The following is a 24877-nucleotide window of genomic DNA, read 5'->3' on the forward strand; positions in this document are numbered from 1 at the left end:
CGGAAGTGAAAATCGGGCTGCGGCTGGGCCGCACTCACGCTAGATGTCAAGGAAGCGCACGTCCTTGGCGTTCTGCTGGATGAAGGTGCGTCGAGCCTCGACGTCCTCCCCCATCAGGGTCGAGAAGATCTCGTCCGCGGCGGCGCCGTCATCCATGGTGACCTGACGCAGGGTGCGGGTCTCGGGTGCCATCGTGGTTTCCCACAGCTCGCGGTAGTCCATCTCACCCAGACCCTTATAGCGCTGGATGCCGTTGTCCTTGGGGATCCGCTTTCCGGCGGCCACACCCTTGGCCAGCAGGTCGTCGCGCTCCTCATCCGAGAAGACGTACTCGTGGGCGGAGTTTGACCATTTCAGGCGGTACAGCGGCGGCATCGCCAGGTACACGTAGCCCTGGTCGATCAGCGGACGCATGTAGCGGAACAGCAGGGTCAGCAGCAGCGTGGTGATGTGCTGGCCGTCCACATCGGCATCGGCCATCAGCACGATCTTGTGGTACCGAGCCTTCTCGGGGTTGAAGTCCTCGCCGATGCCCGCACCGAATGCGGTGATCATGGCCTGCACCTCGGCGTTACCCAGGGCGCGGTCCAGGCGGGCCTTTTCCACGTTCAGGATCTTGCCACGCAGCGGGAGGATCGCCTGAGTCTCGGGGTTACGACCCTGCACGGCGCTACCGCCGGCGGAGTCACCCTCGACGATGAAGATCTCGGAGACCGAGGGGTCCTTGGACTGGCAGTCCTTGAGCTTTCCGGGCATTCCGCCACCCTCGAGCAAGCCCTTACGGCGCGCGGTTTCGCGGGCCTTTCGGGCTGCCAGACGTGCGGTTGCTGCCGACAGCGCCTTGGTGATGATGGCCTTGGCGATGATCGGGTTGCGCTCGAACCAGTCGGAGAGCTGATCGCCCACAACCTTCTGCACGAAGGCCTTGGCCTCGGTGTTACCCAGCTTGGTTTTGGTCTGGCCCTCGAACTGCGGCTCACCCAGCTTGATCGAGATGACGGCGGTCAAGCCCTCACGCACGTCATCACCGGAGAGGTTATCGTCCTTGTCCTTGAGGATGTTCTTCTCGCGGGCGTAGCGGTTGACCAGGGTGGTCAGCGCGGCGCGGAAGCCCTCCTCGTGGGTTCCACCCTCATGGGTGTTGATGGTGTTGGCGTAGGTGTGGACGCTCTCGGAGTACGAGGTGGTCCACTGCATCGCGATTTCCAGCGCGATCTTGCGCTCGGTGTCCTCCTGCTCGAACGAGATGATCTCGTCGTTGACCAGTTCGGAGCGCTTGGCACGGTTGAGGTGCTCCACGTAGTCCACCAGGCCGCGTTCGTAGTGGAACACGTTGTGCTTCTTGGTGGGAACGGCTGCCTCTTCGCCCTCGGCGGGCTCCTCGATCTCGTCCACACGCTCGTCGATCAGCTCGATGCGCAGTCCCTTGTTCAGGAACGCCATCTGCTGGAAGCGGGTGCGCAGGGTGTCGTAGTCGAACTCGACGGTTTCGAAGATCTCGGCGTTGGGCCAGAACGTGATGGTGGTTCCGGTCTCGTCGGTGGCCTCATCCTTGGACAGCGGCGCATCGGCGACACCGTTGTGGAAGGTCGCGCGGTAGGCATTGCCCTGACGCTTCACCTCGACGTCCAGTCGGGTCGAGAGCGCGTTCACAACCGAGCTACCCACACCGTGCAGACCACCGGAAACGGCGTATCCGCCGCCGCCGAACTTACCACCGGCGTGCAGGATGGTGAGCACCACCTCGACGGTGGACTTGCCCTCTACCGGGTGGATATCCACCGGGATTCCGCGGCCGTTGTCGACAACGCGCACGGCACCGTCCTCGAGGATGGTAACGATGATGTTGTCGCAGTAGCCGGCCAATGCCTCATCTACCGAGTTGTCAACAATCTCGTAGACGAGGTGGTGCAGACCGCGAGGTCCCGTGGATCCGATGTACATACCGGGCCGCTTGCGGACCGCCTCGAGACCCTCAAGAACCTGAATCTGACTTGCGCCGTAGTCGCCTGACTGTGCCGACATATTCGGTTCTGATGACATATGAAATTGGGCTCCAAACCGTCGTGAATTCGACCTTCCCAGTCTACCAAGAATTGCCGCATTTGGGCGGCTATTTTGGCTTCTACGGCGGGTTTTTTGCCCGGTCGACCACTTTTGTTGGGTTACCCGTAGGTGTCGCGCACACCACGTCCCTGAACGGATCGTGGACCACGTTTGAAGGAAGGGACGTTCGGCCCGACAAAGCGGATGCCCTCGATGCCCGCCTCGGGATAGCGCAGGGCGATCTGTTTGAGGATCTCCAACCGCATCAAACGCAGCTGGGTAGCCCAGGCCGTGGACTCACACTGCACACTCAGTGTGCCGTTCTCCACGGCGATCGGACTCGAGTGCTTGGCGGTCTCCTCCCCCGCCAGCGCGATCCAATTCGCCATCAGTTCGGCCTGGGACAGATTCGAGTCCCACCCCAGCTGAACCGTCAGCGCGCTCATTACATCGCCGAGCCCGCGGGGCTCCCGCCCCGGGCTAAACGGCAAGCTTTGCCCGGAATCCCGCGGATCGTGGCGCTTTTTACGCGATCTGGGCCGGGTTCCGGTGAACAAAAACTTGAAGTGTTCGTACACCGCCATCGCCTCGGCCGGGCGATTATCCTTCGGCGAAGGCATCGATCACCTCCGGATCCACCACCGTGCCCGAGCGGATATGCACGATGTGTGCGGTGAGCTCCTCGGGGATATCTTCGAGGACCGCGGCGGTAATAAACACCTGTTCATAGCGCGAGATGATGGTCGCCAGGCGGGCGCGGCGCCGCTGATCCAGCTCGGCAAACACGTCGTCGAGGATCAGCACCGGATCTCCCAGCAGCGAATCCCGACGCAGAATCTCGGCCGAGGCGATCTTCAGCGCCAGCGCAAACGACCAGGATTCGCCGTGGCTCGCATAGCCCTTCACCGGCAGACCGTTGAGATCAAAGCGCACATCATCGCGATGTGCCCCGACCAGGGTCACGCCACGATCAAGCTCAGAGCGCCGTTTTTCGACCAGGGCGGCCCGGAAGGTCGCGATAATCTGCCCGCGGTCGGCGCCGCCGGAGGGATCCCAGACCACATTTTCGGGATCATCGGTCTCGGTATCGTTGCCCAGAATCGACAGCACAGGCACCAAGCCGGGCCGGTGATCGGCGCCCACAACCTCGGAGTACGCGGTGCGGATGGGTACCTGCAGGTCCGAAATCAGCGCGAGCCGCTCGGCAATAATCTCGCTACCCAGCGCAACCAGCTTGTCATCCCAGATTTCCAGGGTGGACAGCTGAGATTCCTTCACGCCGGTGGCACGGGCGGATTTCAGCAGCGTATTGCGCTGACGCAGCACCCGCTCATAGTCGGCCAGCACTCCGGCCAGCCGCGGGGTGCGCAGCACGAGCAGCTGATCCAGGAAGCGGCGCCGCGCGGAAGGATCGCCCCGGATAATGCCGAGGTCTTCGGGGGCAAACAGCACACTCGAGAAGTAGCGCGGCAACTCACGCGGCTTAATCTGGCCGCGGTTGATCTGCGCCCGATTGGAGGCACCCCGGTTGATCTGTACTTCGGCCAACAGATCACGGCCGTTGTGGTGCAGTTTTGCGCGGATAACCGCCGAATTTTGACCCGCACGGATCATCGGCGCGTCCCCGGAGACCCGGTGCGAACCGAGTGTGGACAGATAGCCCAGAGCCTCAACCAAATTGGTTTTACCCTGGCCATTCTTGCCCACAAACAGGTTCGCACCCGGGCTCACGGCGACATCCGCACTCGCGTAATTACGAAAATCCGCGAGATTCAGATGCGTCACGATCATGTCATCACCCCGTTAGTGGCGTGGCGGCACGAGTCGTGCCGCGGGTTATTACTCCGCGGACTTGACCGAGTGTCCACCGAACTGGTTGCGCAGTGCGGCGACGGCCTTCATCGCGGGGGAGTCATCCTGACGCGACACGAAGCGCGCGAAGATCGATGCGGCAATGGTCGGCACGGCGACGGCGTTGTTGATGGCCTCTTCGATGGTCCAACGGCCCTCGCCGGAGTCCTCCACGTAGCCCTCGATCTCGGCCAGGGTGGGGTCTTCCTTGAGTGCCAGAACCAGCAGGTCCAGCAGCCAGGAGCGCACGACGGTGCCGCGCTGCCATGCCTCGAAGGTTCCCGGGACGTCCTTGATCAGGTCCTTGCGAGCCTCAAGCAGCTCGAAGCCTTCGGCGAATGCCTGCATCATGGCGTACTCGATACCGTTGTGGACCATCTTGGCGTAGTGACCGGCACCGATTTCGCCCACGTGCACGAAGCCCTCTTCGCGGGGACCCTCGGGACGCAGTGCGTCGAAGACCGGCATCACGCGAGCAACCTGCTCAGCGGATCCACCAACCATCAGGCCATAACCGTTCTCGACACCCCAGACTCCACCGGAAACACCGGCGTCCACGTAGTCGATGCCCTTTTCGCCGAGCTCCTTGGCGTGCTCGAAGTCATCGGAGAAGCGGCTGTTACCACCATCGATGACCAGGTCACCGGGCTCGAGCAGGCCACCCAGCTCGGTGATGACCGAGTCGGTGATCTTGCCGGCGGGAACCATGACCCACACGGTGCGAGGGGCGGGCAGAGCCGCGACCATCTCGGCCACCGAAGCAGCGTCGGAAACCTCGGGATTGCGGTCGTAACCGGTTACCTCGATGCCTCCAGCACGCAGGCGGGTGCGCATGTTGCCACCCATTTTGCCCAGGCCGATCAGTCCAATGTGCATTTCTTCTTCTTCCATCTGTGAGTCTCGGGGGAGGACTCGGGTTAGCGCAGCAGCAGGTTGGGCTGCAGCAGGTACTTGTAGCTGTCAGCACCGGGCTGGTCCTTGGAGGACTGCGCGGTGATGAGCATCGGTCCCGGCTTGTTCGTGTTCTCGGACTTGGTGAACGAGAATCGAACAAATTCGCTCCGCACGGCGTTCAGGCCGTCGATCAGGAACGCGGGCTTCAGCGACAGCACGATGTCCTCGCCGGTCAGCAGCGCATCGATCTTCTCGGATGCCTGTGCCTGCTCGGAACCTACTGCCTCCATCACGAGACCGTCGATCGTGAACGTGAACCGCAGCGCCGCTTCGCGCTCCAGAACCAGCGACACACGTCGGACGGCTTCGATGAGTTCTCCGGTGTTGATCACCGCGTAGTTCTCGGTGGTCTCGGGGAAGAGGCGACGCACCGGGGGGAAGGTGCCCTTGATCAGCAGCGAGGTCACGGTCTTGTTGTCCGCGGAGAACGCGATCAGCTCGCGGTCGTCCTTGCTGGTGAAGGCCACCGAGATGTTTCCCGAGTGACCGAAGGTCTTTCCGACCTCCTGGAGGGTTCGCGCGGGAACCAGGGCGGTGATGGGTTCGCCACCACCGATTTCACCGGAATCCCAGTCGATTTCACGGACCGCAACGCGGTAGCGGTCGGTGGCCACGAGGCCGAGGTGGTTTTCGGCAACCTCGAGCTGCACACCGGTGATGACCGGGGTGACATCGTCTCGCGAAGCGGCCACGGCGACCTGTGCCACGGCAGCCGAGAACTCATCGGCGGGAACGAGCCCCGACTGACCCGAGATTTCGGGAATGCTGGGGTATTCCTCCACCGGCATCGAGAGCAGCGTGAAGCTGGCCGAGCCACAGGTCACCAGAATGCGGTTGTCCTCGGTGGCAAACTGCACTGGAGCGTTGGGCAAACGGCTGGCGATATCCGCGAGCAGTCGACCGGAAACAAGAATCGACCCTGATTCTTCGATTTCGGCAACGATCTTCGTCTGCGCGGATACCTCGTAGTCAAAACTCGAGAGAGTAAGCCCGGTGTCGTTGGTTTCAATCAGCACACCGCTCAGGATCGGCAGCGTGGTGCGCTGCGGGAGCAGTTTCACCGCGAATGAGACGGCTTCGCTGAAGACATCGCGATTGACGCTAAATCGCACTTTGAGTTCCCCTGTCGTTTAGAAGCTCTGGAAACACCATGTTAGCCGTGCTTGCTGAGTTTTTGTGTTTCACGGGTAGCTACCCGTGGTGAGACGCGGTCTATTTGAGCCCGGCCAAGCCGCAAAGGTTGTTGGGCCAGTAATTTCATTTAAGAATCTTTAATCGTGTTAACCGTTGTGGAAACTGTGGATAAGTCTGTTAATCCCGGGAATCCGTTGGCGAAGCGGGGTGCCGAGCCTGTGTGCGGTTTGTGTGATTCGCTGTGAGACCCGTGATCGCCAACCGCGTGATTTAAGGGATTTTTCACAAGGCGCCTCGTTAAGTGAACAGGTTTCCCCGAATCTGTCCACAGGTTTCCACACAGTTATCCACATTGTGCACTTGGGGACGATCCCCCGAAATCTGTGGATAAGTGGCGTGAGAGCGCCCCTCTCCGGGGACAAAAAATTCTTAACCGGACGCCTCGTGCGGGCGCATTTTGGGCGCGTCACATCGCAAAACAGCCTCGAAGATCGTCCAAGCGCAATGTTTTGGGTGCGCTTAAAAACGTTCTCAGAGGCTGTTTTTTCGCAAAAACCCTCGAAACGGATCCGGTTGCGATCCGTTTCGAGGGTCAAAATGTGGATTTAGCCGTTAAAACGGTGTCCCTGCTTGATTCTGCTGGTGAGCTCCGTGACCTGGTTATAGATCGAACGACGCTCCTGCATCAGGTCCCCGATCTTCTTATTCGCGTACATCACGGTGGTGTGATCCCGTCCGCCGAAGAGCTGGCCGATCTTGGGGAGTGAGAGGTTGGTGAGCTCGCGGCACAGATACATGGCGATCTGGCGTGAGGTGGCGATGGCCTGCGACCGGCTGGAGCCGTACAGGTCGTCGACGCTCAGCTTGAAGTACGCGGCGGTGGTATTGATGATGTCCACCGGGGAGATCACGTTGTCCTCGTCGAGGGTGATGACATCCTTCAGGACGGTCTGCACCAGGTTCATATCCACCGGGGTGCGGTTCAGGCTCGCGAACGCGGTCACCCGAATCAGGGTGCCCTCCAGCTCGCGAATGTTCGAGGAGACCTTGGACGCGATGAACTCCAGCACCTCATCCGGGATCAGGAGCTTCTCGCTCAGTGCCTTCTTCCGCAGAATCGCGATTCGCGTTTCCAGGTCGGGTGCCTGAACGTCGGTGATCAGACCCCACTCGAAGCGCGAGCGCATCCGATCCTCGAAGCCGGTGAGAGCCTTGGGCGGCAGATCGGAGGTGATCACCACCTGCTTGTTGTGATCGTGCAGGGTGTTGAAGGTGTGGAAGAACGCCTCCTGCGTTTCCGCCTTGCCCTGCAGGAACTGAATATCGTCGATCATCAGGATGTCGATATCGCGGTAGCGCGCCTGGAAGGCGGAGCCGCGGTTGTTGGCGATCGAGTTGATGAAGTCGTTGGTGAATTCTTCGCTGGAGACATAGCGGACACGGATGCCCGGGTACAGGCTCATCGCATAGTGCCCGATCGCGTGCATCAGGTGGGTCTTACCCAGACCGGATTCCCCGTAGACAAACAGCGGGTTGTACGCCTTGGCCGGTGCCTCGGCCACGGCCACCGTTGCCGCGTGGGCAAAGCGGTTGGACTGTCCGATCACGAAGTTGTCAAACGAGTACTTGGGGTTGAGCCGGGTGTCGTTCTGTCGGGCGGGGTGAATCTGCTCCCCCACGGGACTCGCAATCGGTGCCGCGGTCTCCGGAGTGTAGATCCCGGCTTCGGGATCGGTGGCCGGCAGTTCCACCTCGGGCTCGTCATCAATCATCTCGGGATTGACCACCACCGCGAAGGTTTTGGCACCGTGAGTCTGCTCGGTCTGACCGAGCGCCTGGATCAGCGGCGCCTTCATCCGGGTGTTGAGCTGCCCGGCGGTGAACTCGTTGGGGACCTCCAGATAGAAGGTTCCGGCCATGACACCCTTGGGAATCACCAGGTTGAGGAAGCCGTGCAGCGGCGGAGTGACGCGGGAATCCTGCGACATTGCGTCGAGCACAAGCTGCCAGGATTGCTGGGTCTCGTCGAGCTGATTGGACATATCTCCCCAAAAGTTATTCACAGGCTTATCCACGGAAAGCGTCGAAGTGGCGTATCTACCGGGATTCAGGCCCCCGTATCTGGGGATAACTGACTCACTCACGCTAACCGCTTATGCACCGATCGGCCAAATCTAGCGGAAAAATCACCCCCGCGTTAGTCTGGCGCGAAGCTGTGTATCTGTGGATAATTGATGTTTTGAGCAACTTCGGTTTGACCCCGCGCGTGTTAGGCCGTAGTTTTAATTGGTTGACGTAGCCTTCGGGCACCCAGTTTTTCTCTGCCTTTACGAACCGGGCAGTGAATGTCCTACCCAAGAGTGAGTGATTATGAGCAAGAGAACTTTCCAGCCGAACAACCGTCGTCGCGCCAAGGTGCACGGCTTCCGTCTGCGTATGCGCACCCGTGCGGGTCGCGCAATCCTGTCGGCGCGCCGCCGCAAGGGGCGCACCGAGCTCTCGGCCTAATAGCGCCGAAGCCCCAAGCGAAACGCACATCACCGTGCTAGCCTCCGAACTCCGTATCACCACGGGCGCCGATTACAAGCGTCTGGTGCGTCGGGGACGTCGGAACGTTGGCGCGGTGACTGTTGCATATATGCACATGAACCCGAATGGCGGTCCTCCGCGATTCGGGTTCATTGTTGCAAAGAACGTGGGCAATGCCGTCACCCGAAATCGAGTGCGGCGGCGCCTCAAGGCCGCGAGTTTTGAGCTCCGCGAGAGCTTTCCACCCGGCGCCGAGATTGTCTATCGGGCGTTCCCCTCGGCGGCGACCGCCGAGTTTGATGCGTTCCGTTCCGATGTCGAATCATCCTCATCCAGGCTCGCGCCGAAATGATTGTGCTTGACACGCTCCTCCTGGTCCCACGCAATATCGGCTTGGCGATCCTGATGCTTTACCGACGGTGGATCTCCCCTCTGTATGGGGACGTCTGCCGGTACTACCCCTCGTGCTCGGCCTACACCCTGGGCTCGATCCAGCAGCGTGGCCTGCTTCTCGGGTCCCTGCGTGGGGGTATTCGAATTCTGCGGTGCAACCCCTGGGCCGCCGGCGGCATCGATGATGTCCCGCCGAAGAAACATTTCCGCTACACCACTACGACGCGCGGCTTTGTCGTAGCTTCGACCCAGAGAAAGGGCTGACCCAAGCGATGGACTTCCTAGGAACTATTCTGTGGCCACTGAAATGGGTGGTCGAGCTCCTGCTGGTCTCCTGGCACTGGCTGCTGACCTTCTTCGGCATGGACTCTGCCGCCGGCATCACGTGGGTACTGTCGATCGTGGGCCTCGTGCTCGTGGTCCGTACCGCCCTGATCCCGCTGTTTGTGAAGCAGATCAAGAATCAGCGTCGGATGATGGAGGTCGCTCCTCAGCTGAAGAAGATTCAGGACAAGTACAAGGGCAAGCGCGACCAGCTCTCTCGTGAGGCGATGAGCCGCGAGACCATGGCCCTGTACAAGAACACCGGAACGAACCCGCTGGGTTCCTGCCTTCCGCTGCTTGTGCAGATGCCGATCTTCTTCTCGCTGTTCTCTGTGCTGAATGGTGCGCAGAACTCCAAGGCCGGTGTGGGACCGCTGAACGCGACCCTCGCCAAGGAGTTTGGTGAGGCCCGTCTGTTCGGTGGTGCACCGCTGCACTCGAGCTTCCAGTCGGCCATGAACGACCCGGCAGGCCCCCAGGTCCTGGTGATGATTATCGCCGCGATCATGGTTGTGGTCATGACCGCATCGCAGTTCATCACCCAGCTGCAGATCGTATCGAAGAACATGTCGGACGAGACCAAGGCGTCCCCGATGTTCAAGCAGCAGCGAATCCTGCTTTACATCCTGCCTTTCGTCTTCCTGTTCTCCGGTTTCGCCTTCCCGCTGGGCGTGATGTTCTACTGGCTGACCACGAACATCTGGACCATGGTTCAGCAGTTCATCATCATCCGCAACATGCCGATGCCGGGCTCCGAGGCCGCGCGTGAGCGCGAGGCTCGCCTGGCTCGTAAGGGCAGGCTGGAGCCCAAGTCCGAAGCCGCCACGATCGTTGTGGAGGAGCGTAAGCCCGTACAGCGTCAGCAGCCGATGGGAAAGAACCGGGCCAAGAAGGCCGGCGGCACCCCGCAGCAGCCGGGTGGTACCGCACAGCAGCCCAAGAAGAACGACGACGGCACTGGCGCGTCGAACAACACCCCGAGGAAGTGACCGAGATGACCGAACTGTCCCACTCCCCCGTCGCTCGCGAGGCTCGTGATCAGGAACCCACCCTGGCCGAGCTCGAAGAGGAGGGTGAAATTGCCGCTGATTACATCGAAGAATTTCTCGATATTGCCGATGTTGATGGTGACATTAATATCGACGTACGCAACGGCCGCGCCTACCTCGCGGTGACCGAGAGCGACGAGGCAGATTCCAACCTTTCGGTCCTCTCTCACACCGAAACCGTCAACGCCCTTCAGGAACTCACTCGCCTGGCCGTGCAGAGTAAGACCGGAGCCTTCTCCCGACTGATTCTGGATATCGGTGGTTCCCGTGCGGCCCGCGAGGCGGAGCTTTCGCGCCTGGTGGATCGCGCCGCCGAGCAGCTCGAGGCCGGCGCAACTTCCGCCGCGCTGCCCCCGATGTCGAGCTACGAGCGCAAGCTTGTTCACGACCTCGTGGCCGCCCGGGGATTCGTTTCCAACTCTTCCGGCGAGGGTCGCGACCGGCACACGGTCATCACTCGCTCCTAGCGTTCTCGGCACCTCTTTGGGGCCGTCCGCACAACCTTTTCGGGCCCCGTGTTTCACGTGAAACACGGGGCCTTTTAACCATCAAAGGGACATCATGACCATCGAAAACCTCGAGGCCGAGCCGGCCGAAGCCGCCGTCATTCTGGGCGATCGGCTCCCCGTAGCCCGTGCCTTCACCGAGAACCTTGCTCGCCGCGGCGAGGAGCTGGGGCTTATCGGCCCGCTCGAACTCCCCCGCCTGTGGAGTCGTCACATCCTGAATTCGGCGCTGGTTGCTCCGCTTCTGCGCCCAGGCCGCGTCGGCGATATCGGTACCGGGGCCGGTCTCCCCGGCCTCGTCCTGGCGATCGCGCGCCCAGACGTGGACTTTGTCCTGATCGAGCCGATGGAGCGCCGGGTTGCCTGGCTCAATAGTCAGGTTGAGGAACTGGGGCTGACGAACACCACCGTTCTTCGTGCCCGTGCCGAGGAGGTCTCGCTCGATGAGCCACTCGACCAGGTCACCGCTCGCGCCGTCAGTGCATTCCGCAAGCTGCTCCCGCTGACCGCTCCCCTGCTCCGCGATGGTGGCGAGCTGGTGTTGATGAAGGGTATTAACGCCGAAGCCGAAGTTGCCGCCGCGTTGAAGGAGATCCGCCGGTTCATGGTTTCCGATATTCGGGTGGACGTCCTGGGTGAGGGTGTCACCTCCGAGGTCACCCGCGTCGTGCGAGGTTTCGTTCGCGCCTAGTTTTTAGACCGCGTCGATTTCAGATCGCCCTCATCACGATTGTTGATGAGGGCGATTTCGTATTTTCGTAAGACTCGTCGACTCGCTCTGGCTGGAGCCCCGGAGCTCGGTTTTGTCCTCTTTCGTCCAATTAGTGTCAAAAAGTGGTGTGTCCAGATCGATTCTCCTGAGAAATCTCATTTTGCCGGCCGAGTTGATGCATTGCTCGTTCCTGAGAATCGATTTTTCGATTCTCCCTATCTAAATACCAGGTCAGGTAGTTTTTTGACTGACCGATTGGCCGGGTTTGTTGAGGGTGCGCCGCCCGGCTGCCCGTTTTGCCCATTTCACGGATCAGTCGTCGTCAATTCTTCACGGCGGCGATCCGGCGCGCATTTTTTCTGTTCATGGTTGCGCGGCGTGATGATGTCCTTGGTTGAGTGGTGTGATGATGTCCTTGGTTGAGTGCAGTTCGTTCGAGTTTTGATGCACGCCTTTCGGTGCTCAGTTGAAGACTCACCGTATGGGCACTGCCCTCATTTGAGCTCAACTCACACGTCACCCTGTCTTGACTCAATTCACCTCGACTCACCTCACGTTGTCTCGTGGAGGTGGAACCTCGCTCGATTCATTTCCGTCCCTATCCACCCTGGCTGGCGCTTGGTGTGCGCTATCGTTCGCTGCCGAATATGCTCTCCCGTGCGTGCCGTGCGTGCCGTGCGTGCGTGCAGGCAGGCGCGTAGGCTGGCAAAGTTGGGTGCTTCGTTGGATTCTGCCGGTGCCTTCCGAACCTCTTCCCGCGCCGTTGCCGACGGGGTCGATGTGGAATCGCGTTCACATTTGTGGGGTCGTGGACGTGTCCGAGGTTTCTCCTCTTCGATGTTTCACGTGAAACATGCGTCACTCTCAGCCGTCGAATTTGACCTCCCAGGTGGCATATTTTTCGACCTGTACTCTCAAATCGCCACTTGGGAGGGCCATCGACGTAACGTCCGATTCGCGTTCCGATCTCCTCCCCCGCGGTTCGTCAACGATGATTTCACCGTTGCCCGTTGCCCGTTTCTTACTGCCCCTGCCCGCGTCTCCTGCGGCCGCCGCCACCGCTGCCCGACTGAGGGTGGGCACAAGATGCAGCTCCCTTGAGGCACCTGCCGCGTTCATAGTGGGCCTGTAAACGGTGCGGTTCTCCGTACCTGTCAGTAGTGCGCTGCCTGGTGATTCGCACTTTGGAACGACCTACAAACCCGGGTGTGGGTGAGGACCGTCGCCTCCGGTCGGACTTTCGCTTGATATGCGAAATCACGCGCAATCGAGCGATCTAATCCGGTTTGGCCTGCCCGCTGTGTGTCCCTGTTGCGAACCCACTGATGTTGCTCGAAGGTGCCCTGGGATGGCCAAAACTAGGAGAGAGCCGCGTCGTTCTCACCCCGCCCAGTTTTGGTGCGCACACATCGGTCGATAGTCCGTGACGACGCATTCGGTACTGGAGTGCACGGGTTGTTGTACTGCGTCGATCGAGATCCGTAGACCCACACAACCACACAGTCTCTATCGTCTTCCTCATCATCCATGGGAGTGGTAGGTCTTGAGAGGCGCTCGGTGTGTGCTCTGTGTTGCCCAGAGGCACTCCATTGAATACGTCTTCGTGAGTCGGGCATGGGTCGTAGGCTTGACGACGTGTTCACTTGCGGTTTTGGGTTCGGTCTACTTCTCCGACTTTGCAGTGTTTGCGCGCACGTAGCGCCCCGTTCGGGCTAGCGAGCTGGTGCCTGGAATCCCTAGAACCAATGCTCAAACACGCGCCTCTGTGTACTGCACTTCTGCCTGCCGATGCACGATGTTGTGCTGAAGTCGCTGCGCCGTTTAGTCCTTCTTCCTGTCCCAACACAGTCCTGAACACTCGAATTCTTGCCCACGGTCACTCACCTGTCGCTGGGGCTGCGCCTCTGCATCTCGCTAAACTCTGCACCGGAATCCCTTTTCTCAGGTCCTGAACATACTGCCCCTGGATCGACGGCCGCTGGCGCGTCTCCCCCATGCGTCTGTGCTTGACAAACCCGCGCGCGAGATCGCGTGGCCGCGAACGCGAACTCAGTGGCCGCAAGCTGTCCCCGCGGCCGCGTAAAAGTGGGGATTTCCGGCGGCGCGAGATCGAGTCATTTCCGTCTCGTGGATAAGGAGAGCGTTTCACGTGAAACACTCCTGCGCGTATCCTTTTCTGTATCTTGCCCCCTACGGAAAACTCGTCCTGCGTGGCTTGCCACGGATACGTCAGCGGTTGGTGGCTGACTTGGGCAGCGGAATCCGGCTCTATACTGACTCTCGTGGGCGTGCAGCTTACCCCGGGCGATCGAATCTCAACGCTTCGGTCTTGGCGCACAGAGTAGCGCCTTGACGCGGGAGCGCACGGGGCCGCGCTCTCGCTCTCATACTCCGCTTCCGTCTTACGGCCGACGCGTGAGGGGCGTGACGCACTTGGTGAACTCTCAACCCCGACTGTGGGAGTCGCACGGGGCAGCGACGGTCGCGCAGGCCGCGTTGCGGGACGTCGAGTGTTTCACGTGAAACGCACGCTCAACGTAGTTGCTGGCGCATTCGTTTGGGCGAACTAGTGTGAGGCACCGGGCACCCGACGGCGTGCGTATGAAATGATCATCGTGCTTTACTTGAGATAGATTGGGCCGAGAGTCCCGAGACTTCTGGAACTGCTGAGTCTGCCGAGACTTCTGGAACTGCTGAGTCTGCCGAGACTTCTGGAACTGCTGAGTCTGCCGGAACTGCCGCGGCAGAGGAGCGCACCACATTATGACCTCGGTGCGTTGTCGGATTACTGTCAGTCAGAATTCGCATCGCCGATTGCCGCGTCATTCGATGAGCTGAGCTGACTGTGCGTATGCGTGTTCGTGCCTCGCTAGGGCAGACGTGTAGGAGCATGCGGTTAATTGGTGCCCTTTGACAAGTGGCCCGCTTGGTCCGGATGATAATCAGCCGAGAGCCGAGAGCCGAGAGCCGAGAGCCGAGAGCCGAGAGCCGAGAGCCGAGAGCCGAGAGCCGAGAGCCGAGAGCCGAGAGCCGAGCCGAGAGCCGAGAGCCGAGAGCCGAGAGCCGAGAGCCGAGAGCCGAGAGCCGAGAGCCGAGAGCCGAGAGCCGGGCAGTGCTTACGTTGGCGGGAGCCGGGTCTGTTTCACGTGAAACATTGACTGGGTGACATCGGGTCGATGCGCGGGTGGCGGGAGCGTTCCGGCCTTGGGGTGCGCCGAGACGGGGTGGAGGCACCGAATCTAGGATAGCGTGAGCGTCGTCATTGTGCGTCGGCACGCGGAAATCGACACCCCAAATGTCTGCTGATCACGATACGGTTAAGGAGACACAGATCGGAGTCCGTTTCACGTGAAACAGTCACAGCCTGACCGCGAGGTCACCGGCGAAACCGCCACCCCAGACGCAGGAACGCCTCTCGCGCGCGAGATTGCGGATCTGAGTAAGCGTCGCCGTGTAATCGGCCAGTTCCCCGTGCCACTCCCCCGCGAAACTCGGGTGCTTGCGGTGTCCAACCAGAAGGGCGGCGTGGGGAAAACCACAACCACCGTCAACCTGGCCGCGGCCCTCGCGAAGGCTGGTGCTCGTGTCCTCGTCATCGATCTCGACCCGCAGGGGAATGCCTCCACCGCGCTGGGTGTCGAGCACACCGCGGAGACGCCCAGTATCTACGACGTTCTCATCGACGGGTTCTCCCTGAGTGACGTGGTGATGCCGAGCCCCGAGTTCCCCAATAACCTGTTCTGCGCGCCCTCGACCATCCATTTGGCCGGCGCCGAAATCGAGCTGGTCACCCAGGATCGTCGTGAACACCTGCTGCGCGACGCCGTGGATTCCCTCCTGGAAGAGGCCGCCGGGCAGTACCACTACGTCTTCATCGACTGCCCGCCCTCGCTGGGACTCCTCACGATCAACGCCTTCGTGGCGGCCCGTGAGGTACTGATTCCGATTCAGTGTGAGTACTACGCACTCGAGGGTCTGAGCCAGCTTCTGAGCAGTATTCAGCTCATCGGAGAACACCTCAACCCGGGTCTCCGACTGTCGACCATCCTGCTGACCATGTTTGACGGGCGCACCAACCTGTCCAACCAGGTCGCCGAGGATGTTCGCACCCACTTCCCCGACCAGGTGCTGCACACGGTCATCCCGCGTACCGTGCGTATCTCCGAGGCCCCGAGCTTCGGGCAGACGGTCATCAGCTATGACCCGAGCTCCCTCGGGGCCGTCTCCTACCTGGAGGCTGCGGCGGAGATCGCCGTATGGGGTCGCAAGTTTGAACAGCGTCAGTCGACCACCCGAAAGGACGCCTAATCATGGCAACAAAACGCACGGGCCTCGGCCGGGGAATCGGCGCGCTGATCCCCACCAGCGATAATCCTGCGGCCTCCCGACCGGTCGACGTCTTCTTCCCCGCGTCCGAACAGCCCGCGGCGGCAAAAAACTCGGCTAAATCAGCGAACACCGCCGAGGAACCTCAGCTGGTGTCCGTTCCGGGCGCGAGACTGATCGACATCAACCCGGCGGACGTCATCCCCAACGCGGTCCAGCCGCGCACCTACTTCGAGCCCGAGGCGCTGGCCGAGCTCGTGGTGAGCATTCGTGAGGTTGGTGTACTCCAGCCCATCGTGGTGCGCACCCACCCCACTCGGGTCGGCAAATACGAGCTGATCATGGGTGAGCGCCGGCTGCGTGCCAGCCGCGAGGTGGGCCTCGAGCGCATCCCCGCGGTGGTCAAGGAGACCGCCGATGAGGACATGCTGCGCGATGCCCTGCTGGAGAACCTGCACCGCTCGCAGCTGAACCCGCTGGAAGAGGCATCCGCCTACCAGCAGCTCCTCAGCGATTTCGGGATCACCCAGGAACAGCTGGCCGAGCGGATCGGAAGATCCCGCCCGCAGATCAGCAACACCCTACGTCTGCTGAAGCTCCCCGCTTCGGTGCAGAAGAAGGTTGCCGCCGGCGTGCTGAGTGCCGGTCATGCTCGAGCAATCCTCTCGGTCAACGACCTGGAGAAGATGCACCACCTGGCGGACAAGATCATTAACGAGGACCTGTCGGTGCGCGCGGCCGAGTCCGCCGCCACCAAGTCCGCTCCCCCGCGCTCCAGCAAGCCCGTGGCGGGCAATAAGCGCGGATACCTGGACGAGGTAGCGGAAACGCTTGCCGATCGCCTCAACACCCGCGTGAAGGTCACCCTGGGGGCTCGAAAAGGTTCGGTCACCATCGACTTCGCCACCGTGGGTGATTTGAACCGAATCCTGGGCGAACTCGGTCAGAGTATCGACCCCAAGTAGGCAAATCAGAACCGAGTTAAACACAAAAACCCCGGAAGAACCGGGGTTTTTGTGTTGGTGCTGACCTAGAGGAAAGCGGCCAGGTCTGCCTCGAGGGCGGCCTTGGGCTTGGCACCGATGATGGTCTTGGCCACCTCACCGGCCTTGAAGAGCTTCATCGCCGGGATCGAGGTGATCTGGAACTGCGCAGCCAGCTGCGGGTTCTCGTCCACGTTCACCTTGACGATGTCGAGCTTGTCGGTGTTCTCGGCTGCGATCTGGTCGAGAATTGGCGAGACCATGCGGCACGGGCCACACCACTCGGCCCAGAAATCAACCAGAACCGGCTTCTCGGAGTCGAGGACCTCGGCCTGGAACGTTGCTTCGGATACTGCACGTGCACTCATGATGTACTCCTTATGTTCTTAGTTAGCGGGTGCGAGATCGATGCCTGCGGGGTCCTGTACGCCGCTCTCCCGCGCTGCGAGATAGTGTTCGGCATCCAGGGCTGCCACGACACCGGAAGCAGCCGCAGTGGCCGCCTGACGGTAGGTGGGGTCAATCACATCACCCGCGGCAAAGACGCCGGCGACGTTGGTCTTGGAGGAACGGCCCGAGACGGCGATGGTGCCCTCCTCGGTCAGATCCAGCTTGCCGTGCACCAGGTGGGTGCGCGGGTCGTTACCGATCGCGACAAACAGGCCGTCCAGGGCGAGCTCGCGCTCCTCCCCCGTCACGGTGTCGGTCAGGGTGACACCACTCAGGGCGTTCTCGCCGCTGATGCCGGTGACCTCGGCGTTCCAAATGAACTCGATCTTCTCGTTCGCGTGGGCACGCTCCTGCATGATCTTCGAGGCACGCAGGGTGTCACGACGGTGGATCACGTAGACCTTGCTGGCGAACTTGGTCAGGAAGGTGGCCTCCTCCATGGCGGAGTCTCCACCACCCACGACGGCGATGGTCTTTTCCTTGAAGAAGAAGCCGTCGCAGGTCGCGCACCAGGAGATGCCGCGGCCGGACAGACGCTCCTCATCGGCCAGGCCGATCTTGCGGTAGGCGCTACCGGTGGCGAAAATGACCGACTCGGCCTCAAACTCGCCCGAGTAGCCGGTAACCACGCGCTTGATGTCACCGGACAGGTCCAGCTCGGTGACATCGTCCAGCAGGACCTCGGTACCAAACTTCTCGGCCTGCTCCTGCATCTTGGCCATGAGCTCGGGACCCTGGATACCCTCCGGGAACCCGGGGAAGTTCTCGACCTCGGTGGTGTTCATGAGCTCGCCACCGGCCTGAACGCTCGAGGCGATCAGGAGCGGATTGAGGTTCGCACGCGCCGCATAGATGGCGGCGGTGTAGCCGGCCGGGCCGGATCCGATGATGATGACGTTACGCAATTAGACTCCCTTGAGAATGTCCTGTTGGAGGGTAGAACACATTGTACGTGGCATGCATTCCCGAGGGAGATGGACGCCCAGAAAACGGCGTGAAAACGGGCTAGGACCGGCGCAGGCGGCCGAGAATCTTGGCAAACGGCGCCGTGATTGTGGCCAGCTCGCGGGCGCGCAACACCCAGAGGAACAGCAGATACACCCCGCCGGTGACCCCGCTGGCGATGATCATCGAAATGATCGCGGTGACCGGGCTGCTAAAGGCCCATCCTCCGGTGTTCAGGCCGCCCATCAGGAGCATGCTCACCACACCGACGATGGTTGCCGGGATCGCCGAGAAGGTGAAGATCGCCATGCTGTTGACGATCTGCTGGACATCCAGGCCCCGGAGGCGCCGACGCAGCAGGAAGAACGCCACGAACGCCTGGGCGGTTCCGGCAAGACTGGTGGCCAGGGCGACACCAAAGCCGATCACCGACTTATCCAGCAGCAGACATCCGGCCGCCAGAATGCTGAACAGGACGGCCTGGAACACCGTGAAGAAGAACGGGGTCCGGGTGTCCCCCAGCGCGTAGAACGTGCGCTGCAGCACAAACAGGAAACAGAACGGCACGAGTCCCACCACAAACGCGATGATCACAAAACCGATGCCGATCGCCTGGCTCGGGGATCCGGTGAACAGGAATCCAAACGGGAAGGCCACGGTGAACAGAATGGCGGCCGAAGCCACGATCATCAGGCTGACGTTACGCAGCGCGGCGGAGACGTCGAGTTTGAGCTTGTCGTAGTCGAGGGCGCGCGCATGCTCGGCCATCCGGGTGAAGTAGGCGGTGGTCAGCGAGACGGCCAGCACCGAGTGCGGCAGCATAAAGATCAGCCAGGCGTTCTGCAGGGCGAAGATTGACGGGTTATTCGGTCCCGAGGCTGCCGAGACCACACTGGACTGGACGATACCGGCCGCGGTGGTGACCAGGATCATCGCAAACGACCAACCGGCGAGCTTTCCGGTCTCGGCCAGTCCCACCCCGCGCCAGGCGAAGTCGGGGCGGAAGCGCAGACCGAGCACCTTCCAGTAGCGGAACAGGATCAAGGCCTGGGCCGCGACACCGAGGGTTGCGCTCCCGGCGAGCACGGCAACCATCATCGGGGACCACTCGGAGGCCGTGCGCAGCCCCTGGGAGTCGGCACCAAACATCCCGATGAACACGAACAGTCCGGCGATCGCCACCACGTTATTCAGCGCGGGCGACCAGGTGAACGGCCCAAAAATCTTGTGCGCGTTGAGAATCTCCCCGAGCATCGAATACAGCCCGTAGAAGAACAGCTGCGGCAGGCACCACAGCGCAAACACCGTCGCCAGCGCCGCCTGATCGGGACCATAGTTGGGTGCCCATACTTTAATCAGCAGCGGCGCCGCGGCCATCGCCACCAGGGTGGTGGCGGCCAGGACGCTGAGCGTGATGGTGAGCAGCTTATTGATGTAGGCGGCGCCGCGGTCGGCGTGTACGGTGGCCTTCACGATCTGGGGCACCAGGATGGCCGAGAGCACACCGCCGGCGATGATCGTGAAGATCGTATTGGGCAGGATGTTGGCGGTCGCGAAGGCGTCACCGCTGACACCCACCTGGCCGATGGTGCGGGCAATCAGGATCGCCTTGATGAATCCCAGCACACGGGACACCATGGTGCCGGAGGCGAGGAAGGCGCTTGCGCGACCGATCCCCGCGATGGAAGCGGGTTTAGCCATGTGTGGGGGCCTTTTCGGGGAGTGAATCGGGGCCGGCATCCGGGTCGACCTGGGTGTCTGAACGTGTCGCAGCGTCTGACGCGGTGTCGGTGCTCGAGGCGGCCTGAGCGTCTGGGTCCGCCTGTGTATCCGGGGCCGAATCGCTGGTTTCACCCGTGGTCACCGGGTCTACCGCTCCCCGGCGTCGCTTACGAATGGTGCGGAAGAGACCGCCGGCCAGCAGCAGGAATACCAGGCTGCCCAGCGCGACCGAGCCGATGATTTCCCAGTCGGCCCGTACGTTGACACGGACCGAGCTGGCGGCGCCCAGCTGAGTCCCATCGGGCGCATGCAGGCTCAGCGAGAGGGTGCTCTGCCCGTTACCAATTCGGGCGCGGACCGGCACCGTGAACTTCTCGGTGGCAAACGGCTTAATCTCGCGGGTGACCGAGGAATCGATCGCCAGGCGCAGGTTGTCGGACTCCACATCCAGGGTCACCTTGACCGCATAGGGCAGATCATTGCGCACCGAGAATCCCAGGTTTGACTGCCAGCTCACCATGTTGAACTGCGTGGTGGGCGCCAGGGTGATGCCGCCCAGCGTGGCCGTGGTTTGCTCATCGTGTTCGGTAACCGCGCCGTTCCAGGCCGAGCCCTGGTCGCGCCAGGCCACGGCAAACAGGGAGAGGAGCTGGGCCCGCTCCCGACCGGTGAGCAGGGCCGGATCCTCGAGGGCACCGGCGAATTTGTTCAGGTCCTGCTCGCGCTCCAGGAGCAGACGAGCGGCCTTCACCCGATCGTTCGGGACCTCGTGCTCGGCGAGGGTTCCCTCAATCGCGGGCTGGGCTCGGAGGGTATCCAGCGAGACGATGTGGGTCTCGGGGATGGTCGAAAGCTGGGCAATGGCCGCGTCGAGATTGACGGCGGTGTCTGCCCATCCGCGAGGGAGTGTCACCAGGTAGGAACGCTGGTTGGCGCCGCGCTCGGTTGCCAGCGCCGCAAAGGCGGCGCGAATGTGCGTCACATCGGCACCGGGTTGACCGTCCAGCCCCGGGTGTACCAGGTCCTGGATCAGCTTGGTCAGCGTGGGCTCCGCGGCCAAAACATCGGTACCATCCACCGTGCGGTGGGCGCCGGGGGTGGAGTCCTTCTCGGGATCCAGGGCCGCGCCATCAAGCAGCGTCGTGTGGTTTCCCGAGGCACCGATGACCTTCAGATCCGAGGACTTCACCGTGTCCGAGCCGGGCCAGACGATCCCCTGTTCGGTGGCCGGCCACGCGGTGAGCTGGTCCAGCGTCGGAAGTTCGGGAGCCTCGGGGGTTGCGCTGGAACCCTGCGTACTCGAGTGCTGAGGCGGGAAATTCGCGGGCTGGACCCCGTAGGCCAGCGAGGTGGGTGTCAGCAGTGTCGAGGCGCCGGCCTGGGCCTGAAGGGCGGCGTCGGCGTCGGCGTACTGCAGCAGAAAACTCGGGTTCGACGCGGCCTGTAACCTGTTGAGCCAGTTAGTGGCAGATTCGGGGGCGGAGGTGCCCAGGCTGCGGATCGAGGCGAGGATCATCGGATCGATTGCCAGGGTAACCGGGCGATCAAGTACGGCATCCAGTTCGCGGCTGAGGATGCCACCGGGGGCCGTCCACTCGGTCAGCGATTCCACCGGGATCAGGCCCGCGCTGCTGGGCGGCGCTGTGATCGGCACGGCGATGGCTAGCCCACCCGTCGTGGCACCGGTGCCGGGGTCAAACAGCACGCTGGTGCGAGCCTCGGAGATTTCGGGACCGGTCACAAAATAGGCACGAACCGCATAGTTTCCGTAAACGGAATGTAGTTCCATCTGCTCCGCGGTGAGGGTCACCGGGTCGGTGGTGTAGCTCTCCCCCGGCGCCAGCGCGGGCACCGAGACGGAGGCCAGGGCATAGGGCAGACGCACATCGATGGAGTGGTCGTACCAGCCGGTGAACTGCTCAAGGGTCGACAGCGGCAGCGGGCCCGAGCTCAGCGTCGCCTTTCCGGCGGCCAGTGCTGTTCCGGTGGAGTTGGTGATCGTGGTGGTGAAGGTGATCGACCCATCCGGCGCGATCGTCGGCGAGGACTGAGCAAGCGAAACCGCGGCGCCCTCGGTGGGGGCCGCGGTGGGTTCCTGGCGCACAGAGGCGGTCGCGGGCTGGAGGGCGGGGGTGCTCACGGCCTGGGCAGCCAGCGGCATGCTCAACAACCCCATGGCCGTCAGTGCGGCGATGAGTGCGGTGCGGGTGCGCGTCAGGGGGCGAAATCGTGTCATAGGCAGTCTCAGGCGTGCCACAGGGCGCACGACATAACAATTGATTCTACGGGCTGAGGCTGAGCATCGGCGGTGCGCCGCACCGCCGGGAACCCGCGGTTCTCCGGGCCGATACTGGGGGTGTGGGGCCCGCGGTGTGGGCTTTGGATGATCATGCGGCTTCGAGGCGGCCGAGCATGCTCCACACGGTACGGGCCAGCTCGGGGTGGATCAGGCCGATCTCACGCAGGATCTCCCGCTCCACCCGGTCGGCATCGGCGGCGTGGAGCGCCGCCTCGGGGCGTGAGCTGGAACCGGCCATGCGCGCGAGAATGTACTGAGCGGTCAGCCCGCGTTCATCGATCTCGGAGTTACGCAGCTCGGTGACCACCAGCTCATCGATGGTGGGAAGGGTGGGGATGAAGTCGTGCGGGTCCTCGCCGGCGCGTGCGTGCGCCTCGATCAGCACCGCGCGCTCGAGAGTGGCGTCGCGGCGTAGTCTGATCAGGTCGTTGGCGGTGGTTCGCATGAGTGCTCCTTTTGCGGATGTCCCCGAACAAGGGTACGCAATGATCGGCCCGCGTGCGGCACGATAGCCTGATTAGATGGAACTCCCAGAAGTCTGTGTGTGTTATTTGATCCGTTCCACACCCCGCGGGGATGAGGTTTTGCTCGGGGAAAAGCGTCGCGGACTCGGCCAGGGACGGGTGGTCGCCCCCGGTGGAAAACTCGAATCGGGCGAAACCCCGGCCCGCGCGATTGTGCGTGAGGTGCACGAGGAGGTGGGGATGATCATCGCCCCGGAATCGCTTCGGCCCCACGGATACATCGACTATCGCTTCCCCTCGCGGCCCGAGTGGAGTCAGCGTTCCTGGGTGTTCAGCGCCCGAGAATTTGAGGGTGAGCCCATCGCGACGGCCGAGCTGGATGCGCGGTGGGTCCCGGTGAACGAGGTTCCCTTTGACCGGATGTGGGACGATGCGCGCCACTGGTTGCCCGGTGTTTTGGCGGGAGACGAGGTTGCGGTGGACTTCGACTTCGCGCCCGATAATGCCAGCGCCATCCGGGTGGAGCGCTAACCACACAGACCGGTTTCCACCCTTCGTTTCGCGTAACCGCAGATGGGGGTTAGTGCGGTGTTGGTTTCGCCCCGCCCCCGACATGGCGTTGAATGGGTGGGTGACTCTCCAGCAAAATTCAGTGTTCATCGACGCTCTGCGCGCCGACCTCCTCCGTGCCGACTATCGCAGTGCGAGCCTGCTCGCACTCTGGGGTGAGGACGCCGATGCCGCCCTCGTTCGGGGTAATCCGTTGCCGATCCGGCGACACTTGGCCGGGCGAACCGATGAACCCTCCGATCCGACGTTTGCACGTGTCATGTGCGCAAGACTGTTTATTCTGGGGCAGCCCTGCCCGGTCGCGGACGTCGAGAGCGCCTTCCCGGAGACCGGTGTGAGTGGCCTCGAGGCCCTCGCGCTGGTGAGTGCGGTGGATGGATTTGTGCGCGCGAGTCTCGAACTACGCCCCTACACGTTCACCGACGGCGCCGAATCGATTGACTGGTGGCTCGCCGCCGACCTCGGTGAACTGATCGTGGGTGGTGCACTTCGCGCGGATCACGTGGTGGGAGTGGGCGGCGCGAGCCGGACCCTGGCCGGGCTCATCATCCCCGAGTCGATCACGCTGGCGCTGGACCTGGGAACCGGCTGCGGCATCCAGGCGCTGCACCTGGCGCGTCATGCCGAACGGGTCATCGCCACGGATATTTCCCAGCGAGCGCTGGATATTGCCCGCTTCAATGCCGACCTGAACCAGGCTCGAGGCATCGAATTCCGACTGGGGAATATGTTTGAACCGGTGGCCGAGGAGCGCTTCGACCGCATCGTCTCGAACCCGCCGTTTGTGATCACTCCGCGCGGCGCCGATGCCCCCGAATACGAATACCGCGACGGCGGACGCGAGGGGGACGATATCGTCCGCGAGATGATCGAGACGGCGCCGCGCTACCTCGTCCCCGGCGGGATTGTGCAGATGCTGGGGAACTGGGAGTATCGCGCAGACGAGGATGCGTTTGATCGGATCCGCGGCTGGTTGGATGCCGAGATCGACGCCTGGGTGCTTGAGCGCGAGCGCCAGGACCCGGTGCGCTACGCCGAAACCTGGATTCGCGACGGTGGAACCCGGCCCGGCGATCCCGAGTTTGAGCGTCTGTGTGGGGCCTGGTTGGATGACTTCGATCGTCGAGCCACCACCGGCATTGGCTTCGGCTATGTACTGCTGCGCCGAGGCGACCAGGGCCTGACGCCCTGGCGACGCTTCGAGCGCGTGGCCAGCCGCGTCTCCGGCGCCCTGGGGGCACACGTCGGTCAGGTGCTGGCGGCCCGCGACTGGCAGGCCGCGCGCGACGATGCGGCGCTGGGCGCCGAAGCCCTGCGGGTGAGCGGGGATGTGACCGAGGAGCGACACTACTGGCCGGGGAACGAGGATCCGTCCGTCATGATCCTGCACCAGGGCGCCGGATTCGGCCGCACCGTGGACTTGGACACCGGCCTGGCCGCGATCGTGGGAGCCAGCGACGGTACCCTCGAGGTGGGCGTGCTGGTGGCGGCCATCGCTCAACTGCTGGAGGTGGATGAGGCGGCCCTGCGCGCCGAACTGCTCCCCCGCTTGCGCGAACTGTTGGATGAGGGATTCCTGGTCCCGGAGGAATTCGCGGCGCCGACGTCGGCCTAGAATCG

Annotated in this window: 21 protein-coding genes; 10 read left to right on the plus strand and 11 right to left on the minus strand. The window is 62.4% G+C overall.

Features of this window, described 5'->3' with window-relative positions:
- Nucleotides 1–39: 39 nt before the first annotated feature.
- The 6 genes from gyrB to dnaA all read right to left on the minus strand — a co-directional run bounded on the left by gyrB (nucleotide 40) and on the right by dnaA (nucleotide 8027).
- Nucleotides 40–2043, minus strand: coding sequence for a DNA topoisomerase (ATP-hydrolyzing) subunit B (gene gyrB / locus C7C57_RS15505; protein WP_187977089.1), 2004 nt, complete (start codon nucleotides 2041–2043; stop codon nucleotides 40–42).
- Nucleotides 2044–2165: 122 nt separating this feature from the next.
- Nucleotides 2166–2492, minus strand: coding sequence for a DUF721 domain-containing protein (locus tag C7C57_RS15510; protein WP_255505723.1), 327 nt, complete (start codon nucleotides 2490–2492; stop codon nucleotides 2166–2168).
- A 154-nt stretch (nucleotides 2493–2646) separates the two neighbouring features.
- Nucleotides 2647–3837: a DNA replication/repair protein RecF gene (gene recF / locus C7C57_RS15515; RefSeq protein WP_187977091.1), complete on the minus strand. Its 1191-nt coding sequence runs from the start codon at nucleotides 3835–3837 to the stop codon at nucleotides 2647–2649.
- Nucleotides 3838–3885: 48 nt separating this feature from the next.
- Nucleotides 3886–4788 carry a phosphogluconate dehydrogenase (NAD(+)-dependent, decarboxylating) gene (gene gnd / locus C7C57_RS15520; RefSeq protein WP_255505724.1) on the minus strand — a complete coding sequence of 301 codons (903 nt, stop codon included), beginning with the start codon at nucleotides 4786–4788 and terminating at the stop codon, nucleotides 3886–3888.
- A 26-nt stretch (nucleotides 4789–4814) separates the two neighbouring features.
- The gene (gene dnaN, locus C7C57_RS15525; protein ID WP_030147575.1) at nucleotides 4815–5963 is read right to left on the minus strand and encodes a DNA polymerase III subunit beta; all 1149 of its coding nucleotides are present in this window, start codon (nucleotides 5961–5963) and stop codon (nucleotides 4815–4817) included.
- 627 nt (nucleotides 5964–6590) lie between these two features.
- The gene (gene dnaA / locus C7C57_RS15530) at nucleotides 6591–8027 is read right to left on the minus strand and encodes a chromosomal replication initiator protein DnaA (protein ID WP_030147576.1); all 1437 of its coding nucleotides are present in this window, start codon (nucleotides 8025–8027) and stop codon (nucleotides 6591–6593) included.
- A gap of 328 nt (nucleotides 8028–8355) precedes the next feature.
- Here dnaA and rpmH point away from each other — a divergent pair, with 328 nt between their 5' ends.
- The 8 genes from rpmH to C7C57_RS15570 all read left to right on the plus strand — a co-directional run bounded on the left by rpmH (nucleotide 8356) and on the right by C7C57_RS15570 (nucleotide 16789).
- Complete coding sequence (gene rpmH, locus C7C57_RS15535) at nucleotides 8356–8493, plus strand: 50S ribosomal protein L34 (protein WP_022895130.1); 138 nt, start codon at nucleotides 8356–8358, stop codon at nucleotides 8491–8493.
- Between the two features lie 34 nt (nucleotides 8494–8527).
- Nucleotides 8528–8866, plus strand: coding sequence for a ribonuclease P protein component (gene rnpA / locus C7C57_RS15540; RefSeq protein ID WP_030147577.1), 339 nt, complete (start codon nucleotides 8528–8530; stop codon nucleotides 8864–8866).
- Entirely contained in the window at nucleotides 8863–9171 is a 309-nt protein-coding gene (gene yidD, locus C7C57_RS15545) for a membrane protein insertion efficiency factor YidD (protein WP_030147578.1), read from the plus strand. Before rnpA ends, yidD begins: the two co-directional genes overlap by 4 nt.
- An 8-nt stretch (nucleotides 9172–9179) precedes the next feature.
- Nucleotides 9180–10220, plus strand: coding sequence for a membrane protein insertase YidC (yidC, locus tag C7C57_RS15550; RefSeq protein WP_187977092.1), 1041 nt, complete (start codon nucleotides 9180–9182; stop codon nucleotides 10218–10220).
- A 5-nt stretch (nucleotides 10221–10225) separates the two neighbouring features.
- Nucleotides 10226–10747, plus strand: a complete 522-nt coding sequence (locus C7C57_RS15555) for a R3H domain-containing nucleic acid-binding protein (RefSeq protein ID WP_030147580.1) — start codon at nucleotides 10226–10228, stop codon at nucleotides 10745–10747.
- Between the two features lie 94 nt (nucleotides 10748–10841).
- Nucleotides 10842–11477, plus strand: coding sequence for a 16S rRNA (guanine(527)-N(7))-methyltransferase RsmG (gene rsmG, locus C7C57_RS15560; protein WP_187977093.1), 636 nt, complete (start codon nucleotides 10842–10844; stop codon nucleotides 11475–11477).
- Between the two features lie 3369 nt (nucleotides 11478–14846).
- Complete coding sequence (locus C7C57_RS15565; protein ID WP_187977094.1) at nucleotides 14847–15806, plus strand: ParA family protein; 960 nt, start codon at nucleotides 14847–14849, stop codon at nucleotides 15804–15806.
- A gap of 2 nt (nucleotides 15807–15808) precedes the next feature.
- The gene (locus tag C7C57_RS15570) at nucleotides 15809–16789 is read left to right on the plus strand and encodes a ParB/RepB/Spo0J family partition protein (RefSeq protein WP_030147584.1); all 981 of its coding nucleotides are present in this window, start codon (nucleotides 15809–15811) and stop codon (nucleotides 16787–16789) included.
- 65 nt (nucleotides 16790–16854) lie between these two features.
- Here C7C57_RS15570 and trxA read toward each other — a convergent pair whose 3' ends face one another.
- From trxA to C7C57_RS15595, 5 genes are all read right to left on the minus strand, one after another.
- Nucleotides 16855–17175, minus strand: coding sequence for a thioredoxin (trxA, locus tag C7C57_RS15575; RefSeq protein WP_187977095.1), 321 nt, complete (start codon nucleotides 17173–17175; stop codon nucleotides 16855–16857).
- Nucleotides 17176–17193: 18 nt separating this feature from the next.
- Nucleotides 17194–18162: a thioredoxin-disulfide reductase gene (gene trxB / locus C7C57_RS15580; RefSeq protein ID WP_030147586.1), complete on the minus strand. Its 969-nt coding sequence runs from the start codon at nucleotides 18160–18162 to the stop codon at nucleotides 17194–17196.
- A gap of 100 nt (nucleotides 18163–18262) precedes the next feature.
- Nucleotides 18263–19903, minus strand: a complete 1641-nt coding sequence (gene murJ, locus C7C57_RS15585) for a murein biosynthesis integral membrane protein MurJ (RefSeq protein ID WP_187977096.1) — start codon at nucleotides 19901–19903, stop codon at nucleotides 18263–18265.
- Nucleotides 19896–22160 carry a DUF6049 family protein gene (locus C7C57_RS15590; RefSeq protein ID WP_187977097.1) on the minus strand — a complete coding sequence of 755 codons (2265 nt, stop codon included), beginning with the start codon at nucleotides 22158–22160 and terminating at the stop codon, nucleotides 19896–19898. The genes murJ and C7C57_RS15590 overlap by 8 nt, the downstream gene beginning before the upstream one ends.
- Nucleotides 22161–22311: 151 nt before the next feature.
- On the minus strand, nucleotides 22312–22668 hold the full coding sequence (locus C7C57_RS15595; protein ID WP_187977098.1) for a hypothetical protein: 357 nt from the start codon (nucleotides 22666–22668) through the stop codon (nucleotides 22312–22314).
- A gap of 76 nt (nucleotides 22669–22744) precedes the next feature.
- On the opposite strand from C7C57_RS15595, the gene C7C57_RS15600 reads away from it, so the two are divergent.
- Nucleotides 22745–23218 (plus strand): 8-oxo-dGTP diphosphatase, encoded by a 474-nt coding sequence (locus C7C57_RS15600; RefSeq protein WP_187977099.1) that lies wholly within the window; start codon nucleotides 22745–22747, stop codon nucleotides 23216–23218.
- Between the two features lie 100 nt (nucleotides 23219–23318).
- Complete coding sequence (locus C7C57_RS15605; RefSeq protein ID WP_255505725.1) at nucleotides 23319–24872, plus strand: methyltransferase; 1554 nt, start codon at nucleotides 23319–23321, stop codon at nucleotides 24870–24872.
- Nucleotides 24873–24877: the final 5 nt, after the last annotated feature.

Origin of the sequence: Mycetocola sp. JXN-3 (genome assembly GCF_014522285.1) — a bacterium.
GTDB classification, from domain to species: domain Bacteria; phylum Actinomycetota; class Actinomycetes; order Actinomycetales; family Microbacteriaceae; genus Mycetocola; species Mycetocola saprophilus.

What these genes read in the sequence shown, in the direction of transcription:
- murJ (WP_187977096.1), bottom strand. Translation starts at nt 19,903, where the DNA reads ATGGCTAAACCCGCTTCCATCGCGGGGATCGGTCGCGCAAGCGCCTTC.
- C7C57_RS15510 (WP_255505723.1), bottom strand. Translation starts at nt 2,492, where the DNA reads ATGAGCGCGCTGACGGTTCAGCTGGGGTGGGACTCGAATCTGTCCCAG.
- yidD (WP_030147578.1), top strand. Translation starts at nt 8,863, where the DNA reads ATGATTGTGCTTGACACGCTCCTCCTGGTCCCACGCAATATCGGCTTG.
- C7C57_RS15590 (WP_187977097.1), bottom strand. Translation starts at nt 22,160, where the DNA reads ATGACACGATTTCGCCCCCTGACGCGCACCCGCACCGCACTCATCGCC.
- rpmH (WP_022895130.1), top strand. Translation starts at nt 8,356, where the DNA reads ATGAGCAAGAGAACTTTCCAGCCGAACAACCGTCGTCGCGCCAAGGTG.
- gnd (WP_255505724.1), bottom strand. Translation starts at nt 4,788, where the DNA reads ATGGAAGAAGAAGAAATGCACATTGGACTGATCGGCCTGGGCAAAATG.
- gyrB (WP_187977089.1), bottom strand. Translation starts at nt 2,043, where the DNA reads ATGTCATCAGAACCGAATATGTCGGCACAGTCAGGCGACTACGGCGCA.
- C7C57_RS15555 (WP_030147580.1), top strand. Translation starts at nt 10,226, where the DNA reads ATGACCGAACTGTCCCACTCCCCCGTCGCTCGCGAGGCTCGTGATCAG.
- recF (WP_187977091.1), bottom strand. Translation starts at nt 3,837, where the DNA reads ATGATCGTGACGCATCTGAATCTCGCGGATTTTCGTAATTACGCGAGT.
- dnaA (WP_030147576.1), bottom strand. Translation starts at nt 8,027, where the DNA reads ATGTCCAATCAGCTCGACGAGACCCAGCAATCCTGGCAGCTTGTGCTC.
- rsmG (WP_187977093.1), top strand. Translation starts at nt 10,842, where the DNA reads ATGACCATCGAAAACCTCGAGGCCGAGCCGGCCGAAGCCGCCGTCATT.
- C7C57_RS15570 (WP_030147584.1), top strand. Translation starts at nt 15,809, where the DNA reads ATGGCAACAAAACGCACGGGCCTCGGCCGGGGAATCGGCGCGCTGATC.
- yidC (WP_187977092.1), top strand. Translation starts at nt 9,180, where the DNA reads ATGGACTTCCTAGGAACTATTCTGTGGCCACTGAAATGGGTGGTCGAG.
- C7C57_RS15600 (WP_187977099.1), top strand. Translation starts at nt 22,745, where the DNA reads ATGGAACTCCCAGAAGTCTGTGTGTGTTATTTGATCCGTTCCACACCC.
- trxA (WP_187977095.1), bottom strand. Translation starts at nt 17,175, where the DNA reads ATGAGTGCACGTGCAGTATCCGAAGCAACGTTCCAGGCCGAGGTCCTC.
- C7C57_RS15595 (WP_187977098.1), bottom strand. Translation starts at nt 22,668, where the DNA reads ATGCGAACCACCGCCAACGACCTGATCAGACTACGCCGCGACGCCACT.